Annotated in this window: 13 protein-coding genes, 1 tRNA gene and 1 pseudogene; 11 read left to right on the top strand and 4 right to left on the bottom strand. The window is 68.7% G+C overall.

All coding sequences use genetic code 11. The features are described from left to right. Positions 1-318 precede the first annotated feature (318 nt). The 7 genes from QMZ92_RS05055 to QMZ92_RS05025 all read left to right on the top strand — a co-directional run bounded on the left by QMZ92_RS05055 (position 319) and on the right by QMZ92_RS05025 (position 12,756). A complete protein-coding gene (locus QMZ92_RS05055) occupies positions 319-1,836 on the top strand; it encodes a DUF7059 domain-containing protein (protein ID WP_283296029.1) in 1,518 nt (505 codons plus the stop codon). 549 nt (positions 1,837-2,385) lie between these two features. Continuing rightward, on the top strand, positions 2,386-2,583 hold the full coding sequence (locus tag QMZ92_RS05050; RefSeq protein WP_283296028.1) for a hypothetical protein: 198 nt from the start codon (positions 2,386-2,388) through the stop codon (positions 2,581-2,583). A 236-nt stretch (positions 2,584-2,819) separates the two neighbouring features. Beyond that, the gene (gene topA, locus QMZ92_RS05045; RefSeq protein ID WP_283296027.1) at positions 2,820-5,672 is read left to right on the top strand and encodes a type I DNA topoisomerase; all 2,853 of its coding nucleotides are present in this window, start codon (positions 2,820-2,822) and stop codon (positions 5,670-5,672) included. A gap of 165 nt (positions 5,673-5,837) precedes the next feature. Continuing rightward, entirely contained in the window at positions 5,838-8,966 is a 3,129-nt protein-coding gene (gene tmk, locus QMZ92_RS05040) for a dTMP kinase (RefSeq protein ID WP_283296026.1), read from the top strand. A 618-nt stretch (positions 8,967-9,584) separates the two neighbouring features. After that, a complete protein-coding gene (locus QMZ92_RS05035) occupies positions 9,585-10,790 on the top strand; it encodes a DNA polymerase III subunit delta' (protein WP_283296025.1) in 1,206 nt (401 codons plus the stop codon). A 185-nt stretch (positions 10,791-10,975) separates the two neighbouring features. Continuing rightward, the gene (locus QMZ92_RS05030; protein ID WP_283296024.1) at positions 10,976-12,538 is read left to right on the top strand and encodes an alpha/beta hydrolase; all 1,563 of its coding nucleotides are present in this window, start codon (positions 10,976-10,978) and stop codon (positions 12,536-12,538) included. A 141-nt stretch (positions 12,539-12,679) separates the two neighbouring features. After that, positions 12,680-12,756: transfer RNA gene (locus tag QMZ92_RS05025), tRNA-Thr, on the top strand. A gap of 47 nt (positions 12,757-12,803) precedes the next feature. On the opposite strand, the pseudogene QMZ92_RS05020 reads toward QMZ92_RS05025, so the two are convergent. Further along, positions 12,804-13,804 (bottom strand): annotated as a pseudogene (locus QMZ92_RS05020) (tyrosine-type recombinase/integrase); the annotation flags it as partial. Between the two features lie 213 nt (positions 13,805-14,017). Here QMZ92_RS05020 and QMZ92_RS05015 point away from each other — a divergent pair. After that, complete coding sequence (locus tag QMZ92_RS05015) at positions 14,018-14,197, top strand: hypothetical protein (protein ID WP_283296023.1); 180 nt, start codon at positions 14,018-14,020, stop codon at positions 14,195-14,197. A gap of 154 nt (positions 14,198-14,351) precedes the next feature. Continuing rightward, entirely contained in the window at positions 14,352-14,492 is a 141-nt protein-coding gene (locus QMZ92_RS36275; RefSeq protein WP_502961991.1) for a transposase, read from the top strand. On the opposite strand, the gene QMZ92_RS05010 is transcribed toward QMZ92_RS36275, so the two are convergent. The 3 genes from QMZ92_RS05010 to QMZ92_RS05000 all read right to left on the bottom strand — a co-directional run bounded on the left by QMZ92_RS05010 (position 14,461) and on the right by QMZ92_RS05000 (position 17,148). Beyond that, positions 14,461-14,655 carry a hypothetical protein gene (locus tag QMZ92_RS05010; RefSeq protein ID WP_283296022.1) on the bottom strand — a complete coding sequence of 65 codons (195 nt, stop codon included), beginning with the start codon at positions 14,653-14,655 and terminating at the stop codon, positions 14,461-14,463. The two genes, QMZ92_RS36275 and QMZ92_RS05010, sit on opposite strands and share 32 nt — an antisense overlap. Beyond that, positions 14,652-14,795, bottom strand: a complete 144-nt coding sequence (locus QMZ92_RS05005; protein WP_283296021.1) for a hypothetical protein — start codon at positions 14,793-14,795, stop codon at positions 14,652-14,654. The genes QMZ92_RS05010 and QMZ92_RS05005 overlap by 4 nt, the downstream gene beginning before the upstream one ends. 88 nt (positions 14,796-14,883) lie before the next feature. After that, the gene (locus tag QMZ92_RS05000) at positions 14,884-17,148 is read right to left on the bottom strand and encodes an NACHT domain-containing protein (RefSeq protein ID WP_283296020.1); all 2,265 of its coding nucleotides are present in this window, start codon (positions 17,146-17,148) and stop codon (positions 14,884-14,886) included. A 1,405-nt stretch (positions 17,149-18,553) separates the two neighbouring features. Between QMZ92_RS05000 and QMZ92_RS04995 the strand changes: the two genes are divergently transcribed. Further along, positions 18,554-18,799 (top strand): hypothetical protein, encoded by a 246-nt coding sequence (locus QMZ92_RS04995; RefSeq protein WP_283296019.1) that lies wholly within the window; start codon positions 18,554-18,556, stop codon positions 18,797-18,799. A gap of 148 nt (positions 18,800-18,947) precedes the next feature. Then, positions 18,948-19,055: transposase (locus tag QMZ92_RS36270; RefSeq protein WP_502961999.1), on the top strand; the 108-nt coding region annotated here is incomplete at its 3' end.

The following is a 19,055-nucleotide window of genomic DNA, read 5'->3' as shown; positions in this document are numbered from 1 at the left end:
GGAGGAACCGCCCGGCACCGTTCCCGGTGCCCCGCCACGCCGGTGGTCCGCGTTCCCGTCGGCCGACCGCGCCGGTGCGGGCCGCGATACGGCACGGTCCCGCGGGGCGGGAGCGTCGTGGTCCTCGACGGCGTCCCCCCCCCACCCACGTGAACCGGATTCCGCGAGACCGGTTCCGCGCTCCGCGCTCCGTGAACCTTGCTCCGCGAAGCCGACTGCTTCAACCGGACCGTGCACTGAACCGGATGGGGCTCGCGGTCGCTCGGGTGCGCGTGGCAGCGGCGGCGAAGGCGGAGTGCCGCGGGTGAGAATGGGTGGGTGAGTACGACCAGCCTTGCCGCAGGCCTTCCCGTTCCCGACCAGTCCGCCCGGCTCCGCGACGCCCTGCTCGCCGCCGACTTCACCGCCGACGGGCTGCTCGAACTGCTCGGCGCACCCGCCTACAGTGCCCTCGCCCGCAGCGAGACCGTCCCGGCCCTGCGCGCCACGCGCGGCGCGTCCCCGCTGGAGACGCTCGTACGGCTCTTCCTGCTGCAGCGCCCGGTGGCGCCCGAGCGTGCCCGGGAGGCGCTGCCCCTGGACGTGGCGCTCGCGGACGGCTGGGTGGCCGAGTCCGCCGACGGCATCCGGGCGACGGTGGACATCCGCCCCTACGGCGGACCCGAGGGGCAGGACTGGTACATCGTCTCCGACCTCGGCTGCGCGGTGGGCGGGGCCGGCGGCGCGAGCGGCCGTGACGAGGGTGTCGTCCTCGGTGTCGGCGGCGCGTCCACCACCCTCGCCGGCATCACGGTCCGCACTCCGGTGTCCTCCGCCCTCGACCTCGGTACCGGCTCCGGCATCCAGGCCCTTCACGCCACCCAGCACGCCACCCGGGTCACGGCCACCGACCTCAATCCACGGGCTCTGGCCTTCACCCGCCTCACCCTGGCGCTGTCCGGCGCTCCCGAGGCGGATCTGCGCGAGGGCTCCCTCTTCGCGCCGGTCGGGTCGGAGACGTTCGACCTGATCGTTTCGAACCCCCCGTTCGTCATCTCGCCGGGTGCCCGGCTCACGTACCGGGACGGCGGAATGGGCGGGGACGATTTGTGCCGCTCGCTCGTTCAGCAGGCCGGGGACCGTCTGAACGAAGGGGGGTTCGCGCAGTTCCTCGCCAACTGGCAGCACGTGGAGGGGGAGGAGTGGCAGGAGCGGGTGCGCTCCTGGGTCCCGCGGGGCTGCGACGCCTGGATCGTTCAGCGCGAGGTGCAGGACGTGACGCAGTACGCCGAGCTGTGGCTCAGGGACAGCGGTGACCACCGCACCGCTCCCGACGCCTACGCGGCGCGGTACGCCGAGTGGCTCGACGAGTTCGAGGCGCGCGGGACCAGGGCGGTCGGCTTCGGCTGGATCACCCTCCGGAAGACGGACTCGGACCGGCCGTCGGTCGTCGTCGAGGAGTGGCCCCACCCGGTCGAGCAGCCGCTCGGCGAAGCAGTGCGGGCTCACTTCGCCCGCCAGGACTATCTGCGCACGCACGACGACGCGGCGCTGCTCGCCGACCACTTCGTGCTCGTGGACGAGGTGGTGCAGGAGCAGGTCGGGATGCCCGGCGCCGAGGACCCCGAGCACGTCGTGCTGCGTCAGAGCCGCGGTATGCGGCGGGCCACGAAGGTGGACACGGTCGGCGCAGGCTTCGCCGGGGTCTGCGACGGCACGCTGAGCGCGGGCAGGATCCTCGACGCCATCGCCCAGCTGGTCGGCGAGGATCCGGTGCTGCTGCGCGACCGCACGCCCGAGGCGATCAGGCTGCTGGTGCAGGAGGGCTTCCTGGAGCCCGCCGCTCCGCGCGGCTGAGCCACGCGCCGGGCGCAGACGTCCTCAGCGGTCCGCGCCGGCGTACGAGGTGGTGCCCACCGGGGGCCGCCCGTGCGCCGCCCGGCCGCCCACCGGGACCTCCCCACCGGCGGAACGGCTCCTTACCCATCTCCGCGCGGCCGCCGGACCGACGCTCTCCAGCCGTCGGCCCGGCAGGGCTCCTTCCCGCCGGCGCTCGGGCCGTCGAAGCGGCTCGCTCCGGCCGCAGGACCGGAACTGCTCCTTCTCCGGGCCGGGCGGCGTCCGTCAGCCATCGCTTGCGCACGGAACCGGCCATTGTGCGCATGTCCGCACGGACCTCGGACGAGTCCGCGGCGGAGCCGGCGGATAGGCCGCTCCGGGTCCCGGCCGTCCGGGTGCACCTGCGCTCGCCCGCCTCCCGGAAGCCATTGCTCCGGAAATCGCCCCGGGCGGCGCCGCCCGGGTGAACCCGTGTCGCGTTCACCTGGAATTCGAGTGGGGGACGCCCGGAGGTGCCAGCCTCGGCCGTGGGGCCTCCCGGGGCAGGCCGAGAAATGGGAGACGGGTATGGAGAGCGGTCCGGCGATCTTCGCGGGAGCGGTGTTCGCGCTGTTCGGAGCCGCACTGCTGATATGGACGGGAGCGCGGGTCCGGCACCGGGCCCCGGTCGCGCACGGAGTGAATCCCGCCACGGCCGCCGCTCTCACCACGATCTTCGGCGCGGGCTTCCTGCTCGCCGGCGTCTGGTGCTTCGGCAGACTCTGAACGCCTCGCGCCCCTCGTCCGGCTGCCACTCCCCGGCGCCCGCGATGGGAGTCCGGGCGGCAGGAATGCCCGGAGTCGGGTTACCGTTCGAGTGGCCGTTGCGAGCTTTTGCCGTTTGACACGGGGGCGGGTTGTACCGTCACACTCCGCAGCGACAGCAAAGTGCAGTACGGCCGTACGCCGTACGTTGTACGCCGTACGAGCCCACCGAGCGTCGACCGGAGAGAAGAGCGAAGTTGTCCCCGACCAGCGAGACCGCACAGGGCGGCCGCCGACTCGTCATCGTCGAGTCGCCTGCCAAGGCGAAGACGATCAAGGGCTACCTCGGCCCCGGCTACGTCGTCGAGGCGAGCGTCGGGCACATCCGCGACCTCCCGAACGGTGCCGCCGAGGTCCCCGAGAAGTACACCGGTGAGGTGCGGCGGCTCGGTGTGGACGTCGAGCACGACTTCCAGCCGATCTACGTCGTCAACGCCGACAAGAAGGCTCAGGTCAGAAAGCTCAAGGAGCAGCTGGCCGGCTCGGACGAGCTCTACCTCGCCACCGATGAGGACCGCGAGGGCGAGGCCATCGCCTGGCACCTGCTGGAGGTCCTCAAGCCCAAGGTCCCGGTCAAGCGGATGGTCTTCCACGAGATCACCAAGGCCGCGATCCAGGAGGCCGTCGCCAACCCGCGCGAGCTCAACAAGCGCATGGTCGACGCACAGGAGACCCGACGCATCCTCGACCGGCTCTACGGTTACGAGGTCTCGCCGGTCCTGTGGAAGAAGGTCATGCCGCGACTGTCCGCGGGCCGTGTCCAGTCCGTGGCCACCCGTCTCGTCGTCGAGCGGGAGCGTGAGCGCATCGCGTTCCGCTCCGCCGAGTACTGGGACCTGACCGGCACGTTCTCCACCGGCCGCGCAGGTGACGCCTCCGACCCCGCGGCCTTCACCGCGCGGCTGTCCACCGTCGACGGACGGCGCGTCGCCCAGGGCCGCGACTTCGGTCCGGACGGACGGCTCAAGTCGGACCAGGTGCTCCACCTCGACGAGGCGAACGCGCGCGCCCTGAAGGCGGCCCTCGAGAACGCCGCGTTCTCGGTCCGCTCGGTCGAGTCCAAGCCGTACCGCCGCTCCCCCTACGCCCCGTTCCGTACGACGACGCTCCAGCAGGAGGCCTCGCGCAAGCTCGGCTTCGGTGCGAAGGCGACGATGCAGATCGCGCAGAAGCTGTACGAGAACGGCTTCATCACCTATATGCGTACGGACTCGACCACGCTCTCCGACACCGCCGTCACGGCGGCCCGGGCACAGGTCACCCAGCTGTACGGCGGCGACTACCTGCCCGAGAAGCCGCGCACGTACGCCGGGAAGGTCAAGAACGCCCAGGAGGCGCACGAGGCGATCCGCCCCTCGGGCGACCGCTTCCGCACCCCGGCCGAGACCGGTCTGACCGGTGACCAGTTCCGTCTGTACGAGCTGATCTGGAAGCGGACCGTCGCCTCCCAGATGAAGGACGCGGTCGGCAACTCCGTCACCGTCAGGATCGGCGGCACCGGCTCCGACGGCCGGGACGCCGAGTTCTCGGCCTCGGGCAAGACCATCACGTTCCACGGCTTCATGAAGGCGTACGTCGAGGGCGCGGACGACCCGAACGCGGAGCTGGACGACCGCGAGCGACGGCTGCCGCAGGTCGCCGAGGGGGACCGGCTCACCGCCGAGGAGATCACGGCGGACGGGCATGCGACCAAGCCCCCGGCCCGCTACACCGAGGCCAGCCTGGTCAAGGAGCTGGAAGAGCGAGAGATCGGCCGCCCGTCGACATACGCGTCGATCATCGGCACCATCCTCGACCGGGGTTACGTGTTCAAGAAGGGCACGGCACTCGTGCCGTCCTTCCTCTCCTTCGCCGTGGTCAACCTGCTGGAGAAGCACTTCGGCCGGCTCGTCGACTACGACTTCACCGCCAAGATGGAGGACGACCTCGACCGCATCGCGCGGGGCGAGGCCCAGGCGGTGCCGTGGCTGAGGCGCTTCTACTTCGGCGAGGGCACGGGGACCGGCGGGGCCGCCGAGGCCGGGAACGGCGACGGCGACCACCTCGGCGGACTCAAGGAACTCGTCACCGACCTCGGTGCGATCGACGCCCGGGAGATCTCGTCCTTCCCGGTCGGCAGCGGCATCGTGCTGCGCGTCGGCCGCTACGGACCGTACGTGGAGCGAGGCGAGAAGGACGCGGAGGGCCACCAGCGCGCCGACGTGCCGGCCGACCTCGCGCCGGACGAGCTGACCGTCGAGCTCGCCGAGGAACTGCTGGCCAAGCCGAGCGGTGACTTCGAGCTGGGCAAGGATCCCGAGACCGGCCACGAGATCGTCGCCAAGGACGGCCGCTACGGCCCGTACGTCACCGAGATCCTGCCCGAGGGCACGCCGAAGACCGGCAAGAACGCGGTCAAGCCGCGGACCGCCTCCCTCTTCAAGTCGATGGCCCTCGACACGGTGACCCTCGAGGACGCGCTCAGGCTGATGTCGCTGCCGCGCGTCGTCGGCAAGGACGCCGAAGGGGTCGAGATCACCGCCCAGAACGGCCGCTACGGTCCGTACCTGAAGAAGGGCACGGACTCCCGCTCCTTGGAGGCCGAGGACCAGATCTTCAACATCACGCTCGACGAGGCGCTGGCGATCTACGCCCAGCCGAAGCAGCGTGGCCGCGCGGCCGCCAAGCCGCCGCTGAAGGAGCTGGGCACCGACCCGGTGAGCGAGCGCCCCGTCGTGGTGAAGGACGGCCGCTTCGGCCCGTACGTCACCGACGGCGAGACCAACGCCACCCTGCGGACCGGCGACAGCGTCGAGACGATCACCCCGGAGCGCGGCTACGAGCTGCTCGCCGAGAAGCGCGCCAAGGGCCCGGCGAAGAAGGCCGCCAAGAAGGCTCCCGCGAAGAAGACGACGGCCAAGAAGACCGCGGCGAAGAAGACGACGGCCGCCAAGAAGACGACGGCCGCCAGGAAGACCACGGCGAAGAAGACGACCACGGCGAAGTCGGCCGCGAAGAAGACGACGGCCGGGAGGACCGCGGCGGCGAAGACGTCGTCCTCGGACGAGTAACGCGTAGCGGGTATCGCCAGCGGCCGCGGCTCCGGCGTCACCAGCGTCCGGCAAGGGGCGTCCTGCGGAGGACCACGGGGCGCCCCTCCGCCGTTCCGGGGTGCCGCCGCCCGTTTGTTCGGGCGGGGCCTCCGGGGAGCAATCACCTCCGGATAGGCTGGGCGAATGACGCGAGCCGAGCAGCCAACGGCCCAGAGCCCCACCTCTGAACCCGAAGCACGTGACGCCGACGCACTGGCCGCGGACTCACGCGAGCGCGCCGTACGGTCGCTCCTGCGTGTACCCGCCCTGCGCCGGTTGTGGAGTGCGCAAGTCGTCGGCGGAATCGGTGACGCCCTCGCCCTCCTGGTGCTGGTCCTGCTGGCGCTCCAGACGGCGGTCGCCGAAGGAGCCTTCGGCGGCGGATACCGGGGCGCCGCCTTCGCCGTCGCAGCCGTCTTCGGGGTCCGGATACTCGCCACGTTCCTCTTCGGGGCTGTACTCCTCGGCCCGCTCACCGCACTGACCGCGCCGGGCGGACCGCTGGACCGCCGCTGGACCATGATCGGCGCCGACGGCATCCGCATCGCCCTGCTCGTCATCGCCCCGTTGTGGATCGACTGGACCCCGGACAGTGCCGTGGCGTACGTGCTCGCCACGGTCTTCGTCGTCGGCGTCGCCGAACGCTTCTGGACCGTCGCCCGGGAGAGCGCCGCTCCCGCGCTGCTGCCCCCGCCGCCGCTGGAAGGCGCGGCCGTACGCCCGCTGCCGGACCACCAGGACGCTCTTCGGAGGCTGTCCCTCCGCACCTCCTTCGCGGTCATTCCCGCCGGCGCCGCCGCACTGCTCGCGGCGACGCTGATCGGCAATCTGCTCGGCACCGGCGTCGAGTGGTTCACGGTGCACCAGGCCGCGCTCGGGTCGTACGTGGCGGCGGGCCTCTTCGCCGCCTCGCTGTCCGTCCTGGCCGCCGTCGAACTCCCGGGCACCCCGACGCCGCGCCCCCGTTCCCCGCTGGAGGGCCTGCGCCGTCCGTCCACAGGCAGCGGCCTCGACAAGGGCCGCACCGGTGCCGTCCCGCTGCTGGTCCTGGCCTGTGCCGCGATCGCCGGGGCGGTCGCCTCCGCGTCCGCCGTGTCCGTCCTGCACGCACGTGACCTGGGCGGCGGCCCGGCCGCGTTCGCCCTGTTCGTGCTCGCCCTGACCGGGGCCACGGTGCTCGGTGTCCGAGGCGCCCCGAGCGTGCTGCCCGCACTGTCCCGCCGCAGGCTCCTCGCGCTGGTGATCGCCGTCAGCGGCGTGGCGCTGCTGGCGATGGGGCTCGTCCCGGACACGGCGACGGTGCTGTTCCTCGCGGCCCTCGCCGGCGGTTCGGCAGGCGTCGCCGCGCACACCGGGCACGCGCTGATCGACCAGGAGACCGAGGAGTTCCGGCGGCCGAGGATCACCGAGCACCTGCAGGCCGTCGTCCGGGTCGCCATCGGGCTCGGCGCGGTCGGCGCCCCGCTGCTCGCCGCCGCCATCGGTCCGCACCGCCTGGCCAGCGGAGAGTTCGTGTTCGCTCACGGCGGCGCCGCCTTCACACTGATGCTGGTCGGCGCACTGCTGCTGCCCGTGGCCGTGATCGTCCTCGCCAGGATCGACGACCGGTCCGGCGTGCCGCTGCGCCGCGATCTGGCCGACGCGGTCCGCCGCGGTGCGGACCCCGCCCAGGCACCCGCGGCCACCGGCTTCTTCATCGCTGTCGAGGGCGGCGACGGTGCCGGAAAGTCCACGCAGGTCGAGGCGCTCGCGGAGTGGATCCGCGCCAAGGGGCACGAGGTCGTCGTCACCCGCGAACCCGGCGCCACGCCCGTCGGCAAGCGGCTGCGCTCCATCCTGCTCGACGTCTCGTCGGCCGGGCTGTCCCACCGAGCCGAGGCCCTCCTCTACGCCGCCGACCGCGCCGAGCACGTCGACACCGTCGTCCGACCCGCGCTCGAGCGCGGAGCCGTCGTCGTCTCGGACCGCTACATCGACTCGTCCGTGGCCTACCAGGGAGCGGGTCGCGACCTCTCGCCGACCGAGATCGCCCGGATCTCGCGTTGGGCGACGGACGGGCTGGTACCGCATCTGACCGTGCTGCTCGACGTCTCCCCGGAGACCGCGCGCGAGCGGTTCACGGAGGCCCCGGACCGGCTGGAGTCCGAGCCGGCCGAGTTCCACCGGCGCGTCCGGGCCGGATTCCTCACCCTGGCCGCCGCCGACCCCGGCCGGTACCTCGTCGTGGACGCGGGCCAGGAGCCCGAGGCCGTCACCACGGTCGTACGGCATCGGCTCGACCAGATGCTGCCGCTCTCCGAGGCCGAGGTGAAGGCCCGGGAGGAGGCGCGGAAGGCAGCCGAGGAGGAGGCCCGGCGCAAGGCCGAGGAAGAGGCCGCCCGCAAGGCCGAGGAGGAGCGCCTGGAGAGTGAGCGCCAGGAGCAGCTCGCGAGGCTGCGCGCCGAGGAGGAGGAGCGCAAGCGCCGCGAACTGGAGGAAGCGCGTCGTCAGGAGGCCGAGCGGCAGGCGGAGGAGGCCAGGCTGCGTGCCGAGGAGGCACGGCGGCTGGCCGAGGAGGAGCGGCGCCGGCGCGACGCCGAGGAGAAGACCCGCCGAGAGGAGGCGGAGCGCCGCCGCCGGCAGGCGGAGGAGGAAGCCCGGCTGCGGGCCGAGGCCGAGGAGCGCCGTCGTGAGAAGCAGCGCAAGGCCGAGGAGGCCCTGCTGCGGGCGGAGGAGGCGCGCCGGGCGGCGGAGGCGGCCGCGGCCGCCGCTGAGTCCTCGGCCGCCGAGACGACGGTGCCCACTCCCGTGGTGGGGGCGAACGACGTCACGCAGACGGTCGAGACCCCGCGCCCGCGCATCGACATGACCAAGGAGGACGCGGAGACCACGGTCCTTCCTCAGGTGCCGCCGCCTCCAGGGGGAACCACGAGCAGCACGCGGGGTGCGGCTCCGGGCAACGCGACGGGGCGGGATCCCGCCGACGAGACGGCGGTGCTGCCGCCGGTGCGGGGCGACCGGCCGGGGACCGCCGGGGCCGACGAGACGGCGGTGCTGCCGCCGGTGCGGGGCGAGAGCCCCGCGGATCGCGTCCCGCCGGGTCTCTTCCGTGACGAGCCGTCCGCCCCCGCGGAGGAGGAACGTACGCGCGAGCTGCCCCAGGTCGACGAGGAGGGCCGGCCGCGCCGCCGTTCCGACTGGGCGGAGGAGACCCCGCTCGACGACCTGCCGACCCTGGCGGACGAACTGCTGGGGCCGCACGACGACGGGGATGACCGGCGCCGGGGAAGCTAGTGCCGCAATCAGGCCGTTCGCCCCGTCGCGGCGCCCGGCACGGTGACTCGCGGCGTTGCCGGATCGACCGAGTGGGCCCACCACGAGGTCGATCCGGCGCCTTGCGATCCTTCCCCCTCGGCCCGGGGCCGGGGGAGACCCCGTGCACCGGACGCCGCTCCCTGACGGGCAGACCCCGCCTGGCACGGCTCCAGCCGGTGCGTGCGCTGTGACCGGGAAGGCCTACCGGGAGGCTCGCGGCGTCCGGCGCGGTACGCCGCGCGGAGAGTCGTCCTCGTAGCGAGCATCCCACCGGGGAGCAGCGCCCCCATCGCCCCCGTCCGGATTTACCCGGGTGGTGCGGCGGCACAGTGGGTGGGCGTGCGAGGGGCGCCGCGAGCCGCCGGACCGTCCGGTCACGGCACAGGGCGGATCCCCGCCGGTCCGGCCGGGCTCGGGCCACGGCCGGACCGCGCGCCCGGTCGCCGGCGGGCCCGGTTGTCCACAGGCGGTGAGGGGTGTCCGACCCCTGCCCCACAATGGGAGACCGGTGCAGGACCTCACGGCACGTGGCGCGCAGTTCGTGACACGTGGTCCGGAGCCCGCAGTTCGTACGACGGAGTGAGGCGGTGGCGGCAGATGGCCGTGTGGGACGACCTGGTCGGCCAGGAGCGTGTCCAGGAGCAGCTCGCCTCCGCCGCACGGGACGCCGACGCGCTCGTCACGGCCGAGGCGGCGGGGGAACCGCCTCCCGCCGCGTCGAGGATGACGCACGCCTGGCTGTTCACGGGACCGCCGGGCTCGGGCCGTTCCACCGCGGCCCGCGCCTTCGCCGCGGCCCTGCAGTGCACCAGCCCCGACCGGGCGCTGGGCGGCGCACCGGGCTGCGGCTTCTGCGACGGCTGCCACACCAGCCTGGTCGGCACGCACGCCGACGTCGAGGTGGTCCGGACCGACGTGCTGTCCATCGGCGTGAAGGAGACCCGCGACCTCGTCCGCCGCGCCCAGTTGTCGCCCGCGGTCGGCCGCTGGCAGGTCATCGTCCTGGAGGACGCCGACCGCCTCACCGAGGGCGCGGGAAACGTGCTGCTGAAGGCCGTGGAGGAGCCCGCCCCACGCACGGTGTGGCTGCTGTGCGCGCCCTCCCTGGAGGACGTGCTGCCCACGATCCGCTCCCGCTGCCGCCACCTCTCCCTCCGCACACCTTCCGTCGACGCCGTCGCCGATGTGCTGATGAGGCGGGACGGCATCGAGCCCGACACCGCGGCGTCCGCCGCCCGGGCCACCCAGGGGCACATCGGCCGGGCCCGACGGCTCGCCACCGACGAGGCGGCCCGCGCCCGCCGCGCGACCGTGCTCAGGCTCCCGCTGAGGGTCGAGGACGTCGGCGGCTGCCTGAGAGCGGCGCAGGAGCTGATCGACGCGGCGGCGGAGGACGCCAGACAGGTCTCGGAGGAGATCGACGCCAAGGAGACCGAGGAACTCAAGGCCGCCCTGGGTGCCGCGGCGGGTGGGCGGATGCCGCGGGGCACGGCCGGGGCGATGAAAGAGCTGGAGGACAAGCAGAAGCGCCGTCGCACCCGTACCCAGCGGGACAGCCTCGATCTCGCGCTCACGGACCTCACGGGTTTCTACCGGGACGTGCTCGCGCTCCAGCTCGGCTCGACGGTCGCCCTCGCCAACGAGGACGTGCGGGATGCCCTCGACCGGGTGGCGCGCGGCTCCAGCCCCGAGGGGACCCTGCGCCGGATGGAGGCGGTCCTCGCCTGCCGAGAGGCTCTGGACACGAATGTGGCCCCGCTGCTGGCGGTGGAGGCGATGACGATGGCGCTGCGCACGGGGTGACTCCCGGGCGCTCCGGAGCCGCCGGCGCAGAACCGGCCGACGGACGGTGTCGTGGCCGGGCTCTCGGCGTGGGAGATCCTCCGCGCACGCGCATCACCCGGCTACCGCCGGAGCTTCTTTCCGGGCGAATCACCCATACGGGCGCGAAGGGGCATGATCCGGCTTCGTGCCTATAGGCTCCCGGGATGGACACCAGGCAGTTCCTCAGGACCTCCGCCATCGCGTTCACCACAGCCCTGGGGCTGCTGATCTCGGGCTGCAGCGGCAGCGGCCCGGCATCGGAGGCGTCCGAGCCCTCGGGTTCGGTGCCGGGAGCGGCAGCGCCCTCCCCGGTGTCGACCGCCGCGCTGAAGCCGTACTACGACCAGAAGCTGGACTGGCGCAACTGCGGCGCCCCGGGCTTCCAGTGCGCCACGCTCAAGGCCCCGCTCGACTACTCCAAGCCCGACGGGCCCTCGGTCAAGCTGGCCGTCGCCCGGGTGAAGGCCACCGGCCCGGGCAAGCGGATCGGTTCGCTCCAGGTCAATCCGGGGGGTCCGGGCGGCTCGGCCGTCGGCTACCTCCAGGCGTACGCGGGCGTCGGCTATCCCGCTCCGGTGCGGGCCCGGTACGACATGGTGGCCATCGACCCGCGCGGAGTCGCCCGCAGCGAGCCCGTCACATGCCTCGACGGCAAGGAGATGGACGCGTACACCCAGAGCGACCAGACCCCCGACGACCCGGCCGAGGTCGACAAGCTGAGCACCGCCTTCAAGGGCTTCGCGGCAGGCTGCAAGGAGCGGTCGTCCTCGGTCCTCCCGCACGTCTCCACCGTCGAGGCGGCCCGGGACATGGACATCTTCCGGTCCGCGCTGGGCGACGAGCGGCTGTCGTACGTCGGCGCCTCCTACGGCACGTTCCTCGGCGCGACCTACGCCGAACTCTTCCCGGAACGGGCGGGTCGGCTCGTGCTCGACGGGGCGATGGACCCGTCCCTCCCGGCCCGTCAGATGAACCGCGACCAGACCGAGGGCTTCGAGACGGCCTTCAAGTCCTTCGCCGCCGACTGCACGAAGCGCTCGGACTGTCCGCTCGGAACGAAGTCGACCTCGGACGCGGCGGCCCGGATGAAGGCGTTCTTCGCCAAGCTGGACGCCCAGCCGGTGTCCACCGGGGAGAGCCGCGAACTCACCGAGTCGCTCGCCACCACGGGCGTGATCGCTGCGATGTACGACGAGGGCGCCTGGCCGCAGCTCCGTGAAGGGCTCACCGAGGCCATGAACGGCGACGGCGCGGGACTGCTGGCCCTCTCCGACAGCTACTACGAGCGCGAGAGCGACGGCTCGTACTCCAATCTGATGTCCGCCTACTCCGCGGTCAGCTGCCTCGACCTGCCGCCTGCCTTCACCACGCCCGACGAGGTCACGGCCTCCACTGCCGACTTCGAGAAGGCGTCCCCCGTCTTCGGCAGGAACTTCGCCTGGGCCTCCCTGAGCTGTGCCTACTGGCCCACGCCCGCCACCGGCTCCCCGCACCGCATCGACGCCAAGGGCGCCGCGCCGATCCTCGTCGTCGGCACCACCCGCGATCCGGCCACCCCCTACAAGTGGGCGCAGGCCCTCGCCGGCCAGCTCGAGTCGGGGACCCTGCTCACGTACGACGGCGACGGGCACACGGCGTACGGCCGCGGCAGCGACTGCGTCGACAGGGCGATCAACAAGTACCTGCTGACCGGGACTCCGCCGGCGGACGGCACCCGCTGCCGGTGACGCGAGGGTCCCGGCGTCCCGTACGACCGGCCCGGAACGAGTGATCGCCGGGCTGGTCGGGGGCACCCCGAATAACCCTGTAGACTTAGCGCCGCTGCTGATGCCAGCCTGCTCCTGTCGGAACAGTCATATCCGCAGCTTGCCGCCTTAGCTCAGTTGGCCAGAGCAACGCACTCGTAATGCGTAGGTCTCGGGTTCGAATCCCGAAGGCGGCTCCACTGAAACCCCAGGTCGGATCCAATCCGACCTGGGGTTTTCTCGTTCGGCGGATGCGACGGCGGCGCAGGGAGCGAGTCGTACGGGTGTCGGCGGTCTCAGTCGTGGTCTCAGTGGGGGCCGGAATCGGGGCCGACGGAGGCGAAGGCGGCGGTACGAAGAACTCGCCCATGCGCCGCATGGCGTCCTTGGACAGGTGGGATCGGCCCTTGACGTATCGCCGGGTCTGGCTGATCTGGGTGTGCCGAAGGATTTCCATGATCGTGGGCATGTCGACGCCCAGCTCGTTCAGGATGGTGCCGGCGGTGTGGCGGCTGCCGTCGTACAGGCGGCGGTCGTCGATGCCGGCTTCCTTGAGCAGTTCCTTGAACTCCGCGTAGTCGGCGCGCGGGTCGAGCGGGCGCCCGTCCGGCCGAGAGAACACGACGTCGTGCTCTTGCCAAAGCTCCCCGGCGGCGGCCCGCGCCGCTTCCTGCTGGGCCCTGTGGTCGTGCAGGAAGGGCACGAAGACGGGTGGGATCGGGACGGCGTTCCGGCTCTTCCTGGTCTTCGGACGGGTGAAGACGAGTCCGCCCTCCTTGCGGTCCGGGCAGGTGCTCGCGTGCTTGGTGCACGTCTTGGTGCATGGTTTCGGGCAGCCGCGCTTGTAGCCCTTGTGCGTGGTGCAGTCCGGCGGGCACGGCTCGAAGCGGTGCAGGCGCTCGCCGCAGGCGTGCGGGTCGTGGCAGCCGTGCCGCCAGGTGAGGCGCTGCAGCAGCTGCCACTCGGGGCGGAACTGCTCGGCCTCCAGATCGACGTACGGCCACCGCAGGCCGAGCGTTTCGCCCTGCCGGAAGCCCATGCCGACCCTGACGATCCACCGCATGAAGGTGGGGCGCTTCGAAGCGGCCTCGAGGAACGCCTTGGTGAGAAGGGGTTGGCCTCGATCTCGTCGATGCTGGGCGGATCCACGAGAGTGGCGACGTTCTCGCCGACGATGCGGCGGCGGTGGGCGATCTTCAGGGCGCGGGACAGGATGCGGTGCACCTTCACGACGTGCGACAGCGAATGGACCGAGTTGGTGCATGCCGATCGTGGGTTCCTCATCGAGCGAGCGAAGCTGGGCAAGCTCACCTCGTATACCGAGCTCAACGTGACCCTAGCCAGGCGAACAGGCTGCCGTCCCTTCGACTTCGAGCGTGTTGACGAGCGGGCCGCGATGGGGCATCTGCTCGGACTGACGTGGAACGAGACCAGGAGATCACCCCCTCAGACCCGCCTCTCATGCTCTCGGCCCTGGTGAACTACCTGGGTGCCAACGACGCCGGCTCTGGCTTCTATCAGTTGGCCAAGGAGCTCCAGCTTCTCCCCATGAGCGCGTCGGCGGATGAGAAGTTCGGCTTCTGGGTCAAGCAAGTGAAGCAGCTCTACGAACGCCATGGGGCTGGCCCAACGGTGGACTGAGATGGCGGACACCTGCACACACCTGCAGACCATCGCAGCAGGCAAGAGAGGCACCGGCCCTCTTCGAGCGCTCACCCAAGCGACATGTGAAGCTTCCCCTTGATCATGGACCCTTGGAGACTGGGACGTGAGGTTCCAGAGGAAGTAGCACCAGGTGGGAAGCAAGTACACGAAGCGGTACACCGAAGAGTTCAAACGGGACGCGATTGCGCTCGTCGACTCCTCGGGTAGGACGGTCACCGCGGTGGCACGGGAGCTCGGGATCAGCTCGGAGTCCTGGGGTGCAGCACAGTGATCTCGTGCGCCAAGGTATCGTCCGCAGCCTGCTTCGCCCGCCGGGTCTTCTCGCCGGCCAGCCACGCGTAGAAGGAGGAGCGGGCCACCTTCAGCAGCCGACACAGCAGAGCAACATTGTGGGTGCTCTTCTCCGCCTCGATGAACGTGTACACCTCGCTCATCGATCGCTCTCCTTCGCGAAGAAAACCGCCGCTTTTCGCAGCGCCTCAATCGTCTCCGCCTGCTCGGCGGCCACCCTTCGCAGCGGGCGCAGTTCTTCACGCTCGGTCGCCGTCATCCTATCGACGACGGAAGCCAGCATGACCGTACCCACTGTCTCTCCCCGGCTACCTAAAAAGGCAGTGACTGGTACAGAAAATGGGAAATTTCCTGTTAGTGCAGTGAGTTATTCACAAGCTGCATTCATGATTCCCGAATTCGCTCAGGATAGCCCAGGCGAGAAGTGACCTGAGGCGGACGTAGGATGCGGGATTGACACTCGAATTGCTCAGAGCCTCACGCAGCTTATCAATTGCGCTCTGTCGATTTCCTGTGTTCAGGAGTCTCGAAAGTACCCGTATGGAATCTGACGGTGTCACGGCAGTGGACAATAGCAAGTCGCACCACAATTTGGAGGCACTAGAAAGATAGCCAGCCGCAGCAAGGGAATCGGCTACTACGAATCGGTTCACGTCGGGCACACCTTCATGGTCTAGTGCTTCCGTCAACCTTGCTGCCAGGCGGCTTCCGCCCGTCGAGGTTGCCTCCGTTAGGACATGCCTTAATTGGTGCTGACCGATTTGAGCGTTCACGGCGAGGGATAGTATGAGATCCTCCGCAGGTTCCTTCACTTGCAGAGCCATGAGTGCGGTTGCCTTCAACTCGGCTTCTGTATACGTATCCTCCTTCATGGCTGAAGCGATGTCCACAAACTCCGTGATCGCCGAACTGTCGGCCAGTACAGCGCTCTTAGCCGCTCGCCGAAGGTCGTATCTATCGGCTTGTTCGTCAGAGAAAACCAGCCGAGCCATATCGACCGCCTCTTCCGCCAGACCCGCTTCCGCCAGGACCTCGGACACTGCCGAACGAGCCCAGGCATCCCACTGCTCCCGGTTTCGCACTGCTTGAAGAAGCTCCGTCCTGCTCGCGCTGCTCTTGACCAGGAGGTCGGCCGCAACCTCGATCGCGTATCCATTCGCCTCCGGTCTAGAGAAAATCACATGTGCAAGTTCCTTCGCTTCCTGTGTGTGGCCAGCGTCGAAGAGCCGTTTGGCGACTACCGCCTGCTCTGACGGCTTCCACGTTCCCCGGCCATTCAGTACGCTGAGCAACTCGGTCGCACCACCCAGCTCGCTGCAATTGAGCCACACCTCGGCTGCGGTCGAAAGAGCGTCCGACATGGTTCTGGGATTTTCCAAAATACCACGCAAAATGCGTGCAGCGTCTTCTGTGTAACCAGCGCTGAGAAGCTCCTTTGCGACCTCCGCCATCTTGTCGGGAGCGCTATCGGGCAATGCTCCGATGAGCTCATTCACGCTATGAGCGCCGACGGAATTCTTGAGGATGAGCTTGACTGCGGATCGCAAATCGAAGTTGTCTGAATCGGGATCCGCAAGAACTCTGAAAGCCGCTGCCGTGGCAGCGGTGTTTTCGCCTGCTTCGAACAGCTTCTCTGCAATAGCGGATCTGGCTTCTGCGTCAGTCAGGGGGTCGGAGGCGACATGCAGCAGCACTGACCTCGTCTCCTCGGACATCTCTTTTTCAAGTTCGACGCATCCAGCCGCGAAGATTGCGATGTCCCTTGAGTCTGACGCGAATTTTGAGAGATCTTTGAGAAGTGACAGCGCCTCTGTGTCGGGGATTATGCGACTCAGGGCCTCCAGTGCCAAAGCGCGGATCTCGAAGGGAATTTCCGATTTTGCGAGTATACGACGCAGTCGTTCCTCTGCGTACCGGTTACCTGTGAGCACCCCAAGTACTTCGAATGTGTCCTCGGCGGCCGAGAAACGGGAGATAGGTCGACGCAAGACGGATTGCTGCGAGAAAATCGATTCTCGTCCCTCTCGGCAATTTCCCAGGCCGAGGTTAATCAGTCTGTCTACTACTGCTCGGGATTCAACATCTTCCGCCGCGTCGCTCTCCGCCAGGAGTTGTCCGGCGAGAATTGCTTGTTTAGTGTCACCATCGACGAGGCGCGCCAGGATGAGCGCTACGTCGTTCCCTTGCACTCGCCCCCACAGCACCATGGTGAGTAAGGCGAAGTTTCGCTGGGTCTCTTTAATACCGCGATTGATCCAGTCCTCCATGTCTGGGAAGTCTGGAGGGATCTTCACAGCGTATGTGCGTGCTGCGATGAACTCCGCAAAGGTGTGGTGCAGGAATCGGACCCCGGAGCTTTCATAAACAAACAAGCCAGTGTCGATTAGGAGTCGATCAAAATCCTTTTCCCACCCAGGGGGCAGCTCGACCCCCTCAGGTGCATTGTTTTGCACCCATGCGTATGCCACTTCGGTCAAAGAACTTTCTGTCGATAGACGCTCCTCGGCCATTGTCTCGATGATTTCCGTCCGCCGGCTATGGATCCATTCGAAGAGCCGATATCGTGAGGGTTGCTCCTCTCGTAGGCGGCGAAGTTCCGATAGGGTGGCACGCCCGCTGGCTTCTTCGTCGGTCACCAGGTACTCGTAAAATCGCTGGTAGAGGTCGACTCTGTTGGTGGGGAGCGCTCGTGTAGGCTCTCGAGTATCAGCTAGGGCGGCGATTGTGGCGAGAAGCGGGTTACGGACCAGATCCTTCAGTCTGCTGTCTTCTACTTGGCGGATAAACTGAGAAGCTCTCTGCTGAGCTGTGATTGGATCCTGGGCCATAAACCAACGTTCGGCAAAAAGCCTCAACTCTTCCTCTTTGAAAGGCTCAATTCGACATACTCCGATATGTCCACCTCGCAAAGGAGCCAGTTCTTCGTCCGGGAGTGGACGGCTCGTTACAACGAACCGGTAGTCGCCTCCTGGTCGCGTATGTTGACCAATTGCACGAATGATTGAAGCTCTCGTGGGTCGATCAAGGATCTCGTCAAGTCCGTCTACCACGATCAACCATCTGGCTCCGTGGGTGCGGCCAGCGAAGAGGTGTTGACTGGGTTCCGTCACTAGGTACGGACCCAGTGCACGACGCGTCGCTTCAGCGAGTACGGTACTCCAAGATCCTTCGCCTATTAGGGATCGGGCCGACACTCGCAGCGGAACCACGGGCTCAGACAGGGGAGGATTCGCTGCGCTTTCCCGCCGGAGCCAAATTTGAGCGAGCTGCCGAATCAACTGATGTCCGAGCGTTGATTTTCCGGCACCAGCCTCACCAGTAATCAGAAGGTGCTCACTGTGGTTCAGGGCCTCCGCTACGGTAACTGGCATGTCGGCGCCGGATGATTCCACGCGGTCGTGCCTAACTTCCTCTCGATCTCGGTTCTTATCCGAGTTAGGGTCAGCTTCCGCTGAACCTCTACGGAGGTGTTGGCGCACGTATACTGCGGAAAGCGGGGGTGGCGCGATACCAAGCAGTCGGTATGGCAACTGTTCCACCGCGCTTGTAAGAGCATCCAGGACGTTACGGAGAGCAAGTTCGGGCCTAGGAATCTCAGCCCACGATGTGACGGCTGGTCGTCCCCCGTCCTCGTCCGCCATGAGTCGAAGGTCCATGGCCTCGCGAGCACGTAGCCAGATTGGCTCCACCTCCGCGGGATCCCGTCTGAGGAGCTGCGCCAGCGCTCTAGTGGACTGCAACGAGAGCAGCACAGTGCCGTTGAAGACCTCGTAGACCTTGTTCTTGTCCAGCGTGTGCTGCTGTACGAAGGCGTTGATGCTGGAGTGGCCACACTCACTGAGGGCTTGGTGGAACCATGCGGCCAGTTCGGCCAGTTCGGGGTAGCTCCCGCGTTGGGTACGCGGCGGGCGTCCTCCTGGCACGGGTCCTCCAGTAAGTCGAGTTTCACCGAGTTTCTTCACCGTAGAGGGAAACTGCCCGGTTGCGTGACGCTTCTCTTACATCGCTCCCAACCGGGGGCAGTGGGGAGGGAACGCCAGCATGGGACCGGACTTGATGACGATCTTGGAGGACGCACGGATCCTCGGCGTGCTACTGATCCTGCCTGCGGCGAGTGTCCTAAAGGCATGGTTCCAGTATCGACGGGCGGTCGCAGCCGAGCGCGGGCGCACAGTGCGGCTGAGGACTGCACTGCACGGCGTCCGGGCAGAGCATCGCGCCGAGGTGATCACCGCTTGCGCCTCAGTCGAGGCAGTTAATGAGGAAGTCACCAACGGCCGCATGTGAATGAGCAGTTGGTCCGGCCCCCAGGAGGCTCGCGCCTTCTGGGGGACTCAGATTGCACCACTCCGCGGTGGACCGTCGTTGTGAAGCTTCCCCTTGATGTTGGACACCTGGAGACTGGGACGTGAGGTTCCAGAGGAAGTAGTGCCAGGTGGGAAGCAAGAGCAACCGCAGCAGGCGGTACTCGGAGGAGTTCAAGCGCGACGCGGTCGCGCTGGTCCGCTCCTCCGGCAGGACCGTCACCGAGGTGGCCCGGGAG

Origin of the sequence: Streptomyces sp. HNM0645, assembly GCF_030056615.1 — a bacterium.
GTDB lineage: Bacteria > Actinomycetota > Actinomycetes > Streptomycetales > Streptomycetaceae > Streptomyces > Streptomyces marianii.
The sequence above is the reverse complement of the archived record's forward strand: the minus strand, read 5'-3'. Positions and strand labels throughout refer to the sequence as shown.